We start from the raw sequence: 7,138 nt of genomic DNA, 5'->3' as shown, positions 1-7,138 counted from the left end.
CCGAGAGCGGTTGGGTGCCTCGGTTGGGTTGCTGCCGGCGTACAGCTGGGCACGGGGGCGCTGACGCGCCCGCCGAGCAAGCTGGCAGACGGGAGGGGCTGGGACGGCGCTGGCTCTAACACTCCCCCGGCCGGCTCGGCCGAACAAGGACACCCCCGCCAGACGGCCCACACGCCCCCTCACGCCCGAGCACCACCGAACCGGCACACCACCACCACCAGCCCGCCGAACGGGCCCGCACACGCCCACTCAGCCACGCGCCCCTCCCCCACACGGCCACCACAGGCCGGCCCCGGGGCCGGCACACACCAGCCGGAACAGGAGCACGCGCGCGGCGAGCGCAGCGGGCGATCACGGGAACGGATGCGGGAACACTGCCTGCACCATGCATACCACACCAGTAACCACACACACACGCGCAGTAGACACCCCCGCCCCGAAGGTGTATGGTTAGACACTCGGCGGGGAGCGCCCCGCCGAGGACGCCCGCGGGCCCCACTCAGGGGCCGCACCCCACCAAGGAGGCACCTACACACATGTCCACTTCATCGTCCCGCGATCGCTCGCGCCCTCGAAGTGGCCGCCATGCGGCCCGCCAGAGCGAGGCACGGCGATGTCCGCATCGCCGGCGGACTTCTTGCTCCATGTCCCGTCGAGTTCAGCCGATCAGGCCTGGATCGCCTACTCGACGGACACGCTACCAGCGCGTGCGCACGCTGGCCGAGTACGCCGGGACACTCCGTGCGCATGGCGAGGCCCCACGGCCGTGCGTCTGCACCGAGACGGCGTGACGACCCTGATGCCGCACAAGCGTCGCAAGCGCGCCGTGGTGAGCCTGAGCGCCGATGCGGACACCGTCACCTCCGCACCGACTGCCAGACGGTCCAGGTGCCCAACGTGGCCGCGATGGCGAGTATCGAAGATCACCGCCTGTTCCGCTTGCCTACAGGATGCCGGCGAGCTCCGCCCCGGCTGGAGAGGGCCGCGAGCCGTGCGCGTGAACGCCATTTCCTGCACGGCTGGCCAACGGTGCTGCACGCTACGCGGCAAGACGAGGCCATGGCCTGTCCTCGCCCACTCGATCAGGTCGCGAGTCCAAGCGTGGCATGGCGGAATGTCGACGACTGGCCCAGGGCTGCTCATGCCGCGTGTGGAAGACGGAGGTGCGTCACGCGCGAGCGGGCTGAGGGCGCTGGGGCCGCTCGCCTGTTCGACGCGGTCCGCTCATGGCAGCCCGGAGGTGGCCGACGGCCCGGGCCAGCACGCGTGGACGCAGTGTCGAGCGCCGGGGCCTGAGCCCGAGGCTCGCGCGGAGCTGGCCACAGGGCGCGCCCCGCCCCGCGCGCGACGCCGGGTTGCACCCCTCACCCCGAGATGTGTATGGTTAGACCCGTCGCAGGGGAGGAGGCCCCCAGCACCCCACCAAGGAGAGACCCCAAGGACACGAGACCCATCTGCACCTCACGCCACCGGCGCCATCGGCCAGCCGGTCACCTACGTCGACCGCGCCTGGAGGCGGGTCCATCAGCTTCCACGACGGCGTCGTGGACCGCCATCGGCCCGGCCGCAAAGACGTCGGACAATCGCCATCCGCACGGTCATGTCGCGGCGCCAGACACGTCACCGTCCTGGGACCAGTCGGCACGGGATGGCCTCTGCCCGACGCGATGCCGGCCGACGAGGCCTCCGCGGCCGCTGAGACACCATCGGGCGGGGCGGTGGAATCGGTGGCGGGGAGCTGTACGCCTCTCTGGGTGCGCGTGCATCGGCGCCGCCGCCGGGCATTTCGGAATCGGTTCATGGTGCGAACGGGGCTCTGCAAGCGCGCAGCGGGCCGGGGCGGGCGCTGGCAATGCAGCCTATGTAGGGCTGGAAACCTTGGAATCTTGCTCACAAGCAACTCCCCGTCGGGCCACACCAGGAACCACCACAAGACACCCTGGCGTGTCCATCCTGTGACACCCACCCCCCTAGAGGCATCACCAGATGCAAGTGCCTGCCCACCCGCCAGACATATGGCCACGACGGGAGCCGGGCCGATCAGCCGACCTAGGTGTAGGAGGGCATGACGTTGTTGACTCGGGCCGGTGCCAATGAGGTCGGCGGGGCGTCCCCGCAGGAGGTATGAGGCCGATGGTAGTTGTAGTGGTTCACCCACACCGCCAGGGCCTCACGCCGAGCCTGCTCTGAGGTGTAGGGGCGGGCGTAGAGGACCTCATCGACCATCAGCCGGTTGTACCTCTCCACCTTCCCGTTATGGCGCGGGGTGTAGGGCCGGATCCGGTGATGCCGGCCTCCGAGCGAGACCACCTTCGCGGTGAAGTCCGCAGCCCGGTAGTTGTTCCCGTTGTCCGTGACCACCCGGTCCACGGTGATGCCGTGGGCGGCGAAGAACGCCCTCGCCCGGCAGTAGAAGCTCACGGTCGTGGCCGCCCGCTCGTCCTCCAACGCTTCGGTGTAGGCCAGCCGGGTGAACCCGTCGATCGCCGAATGCAGATAGGTGTAGCCGACCCGCCGGCCTGCACCACGCTTGGAAGCACGGCCTGCTTCACTTTCACGTCCGTGGGTGCGCCAGCCGCCGCCGTCTGGGATCTTCCCGATCTTCTTCACATCCAGGTGCACCATGTGCCCCGGCCCTCTCGCGGTGATCTTCTGGGGTCGTTGGCGCAGGTCTTCTCCGGCCGGGGTCAGGTCCCGTAGGCGGGAGATCCCGAGTCGGTGCAGCCACCGTCCCACGGTACGAAGACACACCCGGTGGCCCTCGGAGACGAGGTGGTGATGGATGCGCCGTGCGGACCACTTGCGCTCCCGCCGCAGGGCGTGGATCTGGGCGACCAAGACCGGATCGAGCTGGGCAGGTGAACGGTGTGGCCGGCTGGGCAGGTTCTGAATGCCGGCTTCTCCCTGGGCGCGGTAGCGGGCGACCCAGGTGGCCACCGTGGGCCGGCTCACCCGGAACTCGGCGGCCACGTGTGCCTGCGGGATCCCGTCGTGCAGGTGGCGGTGGACCATCCTGAGACGGCCAGTGGGGGTCAGGGGTGCGTTAGCGTGAGTCATGAGTGGGTCTCTTCTGGCAGGTGGGTTGTTGAGGAACTTCCATCCTGCGGGGCGGGGCCCACTCGTCTCATCTCAGCCCGGTACGGATGTCAAGAACCTCATGACCCACAACACCTAGGCCAGCACGTACTCCTCCAGGGCCTCACGCATCACCGCGGATTCCGTGCGCTCCTGCTGCTTGGCCGACGCGACCAGCTGATACTTGAGCTCCTGGGGCACACAGGTGCGCACCGTGGGGGGGGGTCACCTCGGCGATCACCTCGATATAGCGCTCGGTCTGGGCGTGGGGGGGGGAGAGAGAGAGAGAGAGAGACGCTGTGCCTGTCTGCGCTGGGGTGAAGTCAGGCATCTCACTACGAATGCCCCGATAACTATAGGAATGCAATCGGAATGCTCCACCAATTCGCTATCTGCCCCGATTACTGCCTCGGGGCAATATCAACAATCACCGTTCCCAAGCCGGGGGTCAGCATGACCTGACAAGCAAGTCGGCTCTTGTCAGACTTCACCGATGCAGCCGACTCAAGAACATCATCCTCGACACCTGAACGCCCCTCGCCCCAAATCTCGGCCGGCCCATCCGCCCAGTAAACATGACACGTTCCACATGATGCATAACCGCCACATCTCCCAAGAACCCCTGTCACACCAGCCCTCTTGGCCAACTCCAACAAGGAAACGCCTTCCTCGAAAGCAACTCGGAGGGGTGGAAGGCCCCTTTGTCTAAAGACCACATAGGAACTATTCGAAGTCACCCGCCATGCCCCCTTTCAAACCCAGCCACAGCCCTCAGCCCTCTCTTGTCCAGTGCAATCAACGCTATCGCGAACGGAACACCCGCAACCAACGCTCCCACGGGGCCAAGGAGCGAACCAAACGCACCAGCTCGCGCCCCTCCGAGCTGGGGCCCCCCCATGCCGACCAACATTTGCAACGCGCCTACCCGGCCCTGCATTTCATCCCCGACGGCAAGCTGCACAATCGCCTGCTGCAAAGTTAAGGTGACCACATCCGCTCCCCCAATGACAGCTGCCAGTAGCAAGGCAACTTCAAATGACGGTGAAGCGGCCAAAAGAACCACCGCGAGAACCCAAACCCCAGAGGCAATAAGAAGCCCACGACCAAGCCGGCACATGGAAGTAAACGTACCGGCAAACAGGGTAACGGCAACACCGCCGATACTTACGGCAGCAAGGAGATATCCATAGGCCTCCGGGCCCATCCCCCAATGTCGCTCGACAAGTTCCGGAAACAATACAGTTGGGACGACAAAGAACGTCAAATACAAGTCGATTCCAATACATGCACGAATGACGGGTCGGTCCCTCACATACTTCAACCCGTCCCATATACCCGCAGTTATGCGACCACTAGCCCCAGCCGGGCCAAGCGGGGGTAAGGATAAGACGGCATAGAGATATATACCCATTGCGCCGATCTGAGCCCCAAATACCGCACCCAGCCCTAGACTGGAAGCTACCATCAAGCCTCCAACAATTGGCCCCACAATTTGGCCCACATGCATCGATATCATATACAACGAAGCAGCAGCCGGGATTGCCTCCTTACGAAGGAGACGCCTCAAATACGGCCGCCTTGTAGGAGCTGCTATTGCCCCGCCAGCACTCGAGACGGCAACGAGACAAAACGTCAACCATACAGATAATATGCCCGAAACAGTCGACACAAAAAAAACGATAGCGCATGCGAGCTGTGCGAGAACTCCTGCCAGTGCAACATTCTTTGGTGAACGACTATCGGCTAAAGCGCCGCCTACAAGAGAAAGAGCTACAACGGGGACTCCGACAGCCACCCCGAGCAGTCCAACCGCAAGTGACGTCCCGCTCTCCTGAAAAATCCACCAAGCCAAAGCAGCCTGAGCGCTCTGAGCAGCAACCTGAACCACTGCACCGGCCGCCCAGAGCCTAGCAAAAGGAGCCGACTCCCTTAGCGGACTGACGTCAACCAGCCGCACTCTCGGTCGTTTCACGGTACCCCTTATCTGGCCCTCAATCTATTACTCTACAGTAAACCAGTCAGCAACCTGACACATTTCTGTATGAGTACGCTCAACTACACGGGGGGTCGCGCTGCGCAGACCCTCTTCCCTGTCAGCACCCAGTTGCTTAATAATCTCCATGGGTGACATTTCTCGCCAAAACTCCCGATACTCATACTCTCCGATAAGAATGCCCTTTACCGCCTTCTGACTGATAACGATACCATCCAGATGATCCACCTCGTGCTGAACAATACGCGCCGGCCATCCTCGAAATTCCTTGCGCATCTTCTCGCCACCAGCGTTAGTCCATTCCACAGTAACCGAGTCATGCCTCTCAACAAAACAATACAGTCCAGGAATCGACAAACACCCCTCCATGTGGACAATTACTTCTGCCGATCGATTGGTGATTACTGGATTAATCATCTGCACGAGAGGGAGCGTTTCAAGGCCCTTATCAAGTAGCCGCTCGTCATCTCTCACCGTCAAATCCTCAAGTACGGCGATAGATTTACTGATCCCCACTTGATTAGCGGCTAATCCCACCCCCCTGGACCCCCTCAGCACTTCCGTCAAGACTTCCACATCACGAACGGCACTACGAAATTCGTCTCCATTACCGATAGCAACCTTCCTTGTTGGACGCGCCAACATTGGATTGCCGACACACAGAACAGTAGTCCGTCCCGTCTTTTCACCCATCACTCATCCACCTCGTTCTGCAGAATAGCCGCGATCTCGTAAACCTCCGCCTCACTTGGTGCGATGGCAGCGGCCATTACTGGCCCATCTAAAGACGATCCCAGCGGCGGTGTCACGGCAACGGCAGCGCGATCGGCCTGCGTTCCTAGACACAGATTATTGTCTGAAACACGCTCAAGAAACACCTCTAAGGTGTTATTTCCGGCCTTTCCGTTGACCTCAAACTGATACACCACAGAATCTCCTGCGAACTTCTCTACCAGATGAGGCATAACGCGGTACAGATGAGTACTACCGGTATATCTAGCGTTAACCTCGGTAATGTATACTTTCCCAGCATCAGACAGCACGACGAAATCAACACTAAACACGCCACGGTAGCCCATTTTATGGTAAAGGTCAAAGACGCGATGGGCCTGCTTCTTCAAACGCTGACCGATGAGGTCCGACACACTCGGCGCCGGACACAACTCACCGACCAAAGCTCCCGCTTTGTACACTAGTTCTCCGACCACCGGAGAGAACACAGCGTCGTCGGTGACACAAGTCTCCACATACAGAGTTCTTTCCGCATTAAGCGCGTGTTCCACTACAACAGGAAATGTCTGCCCATTACTCATCCATTCCCACTGCGCTTCCCAGAACTTCGAAACCTGATCCGCGACGCTTACGTGCATACTCTTCTTAACGTGCGTCTGCTTTGAAGCGCCCGAACTCCTTGGGTCTGATTGGCGCGCCCAGCTGTCCGTATAAATAAGGTGGTTCGCTCCGCCACCGCCCCCATGCGCACGTTTACACATGACACCGTGCACTTCCGGCTTAGATAGGAGGCCCAATGTGGCTCGTTCTGCCGCTTCCCGCGTGAACACCGCCACGCCTTCCGGTATAGGCACATCTATTCCGGCTGCGAACACTCTAAAAGCGTACTTAGAATTGAACACCTCGTAACCAGCACTACGCATACCACCGCCAGCTGCAAGGGTGGAAGATCCCTCCAAACCAAGCATTCCGATTAATTCCGCAGTCTCAGGTGTCATCCACAATGCTTCGGCCGTCGTAATCAGGCCTCCGTGCACCTTCTGTCGAAGCGATGCGACAAGTTGACTGTCAGCGACGAGCGCATTTCCATCAAACGTCCGGCCCTCTCCAACACCGGCAGGCATACGTTCGAAGGCTATTTCTCGGCGTTCAATACCCTTCGAGTCAAAAACGTGCCTCACAAACGTCTGGTCGATGTCGCTAATGGATAGGACAGTATCGCCTGCTTCAACAAACCAGAGACCATGGGCAGAATAGGATCTAATATCCTTCTTACGCATCATCCATGGATCGGAATCATTTAGTATAAGAAGCTTTCCCAATACGACTCCATTTCAC

General features: G+C 61.1%; 5 protein-coding genes. All 5 read right to left on the bottom strand.

Translation table 11 applies throughout. The features are described 5' to 3' along the window. Positions 1-2,049: 2,049 nt before the first annotated feature. Entirely contained in the window at positions 2,050-3,057 is a 1,008-nt protein-coding gene (locus HDA34_RS11845) for an IS481 family transposase (protein WP_134377355.1), read from the bottom strand. A gap of 419 nt (positions 3,058-3,476) precedes the next feature. After that, complete coding sequence (locus HDA34_RS12195) at positions 3,477-3,791, bottom strand: 2Fe-2S iron-sulfur cluster-binding protein (protein WP_375139121.1); 315 nt, start codon at positions 3,789-3,791, stop codon at positions 3,477-3,479. Between the two features lie 17 nt (positions 3,792-3,808). Continuing rightward, a complete protein-coding gene (locus HDA34_RS11835) occupies positions 3,809-5,032 on the bottom strand; it encodes an MFS transporter (RefSeq protein WP_166795221.1) in 1,224 nt (407 codons plus the stop codon). 42 nt (positions 5,033-5,074) lie between these two features. After that, positions 5,075-5,761 carry a peptide deformylase gene (locus HDA34_RS11830; protein WP_134377352.1) on the bottom strand — a complete coding sequence of 229 codons (687 nt, stop codon included), beginning with the start codon at positions 5,759-5,761 and terminating at the stop codon, positions 5,075-5,077. Next, positions 5,761-7,083 (bottom strand): preATP grasp domain-containing protein, encoded by a 1,323-nt coding sequence (locus HDA34_RS11825; protein WP_134377351.1) that lies wholly within the window; start codon positions 7,081-7,083, stop codon positions 5,761-5,763. The genes HDA34_RS11830 and HDA34_RS11825 overlap by 1 nt, the downstream gene beginning before the upstream one ends. Between the last annotated feature and the right edge of the window lie 55 nt (positions 7,084-7,138).

The organism is Micrococcus luteus (assembly GCF_014138885.1).
In the GTDB taxonomy this organism is placed as follows: domain Bacteria; phylum Actinomycetota; class Actinomycetes; order Actinomycetales; family Micrococcaceae; genus Micrococcus; species Micrococcus luteus.
Note: the sequence above shows the minus strand (reverse complement) of the source record. Positions and strands in the feature narration are given on the sequence as shown.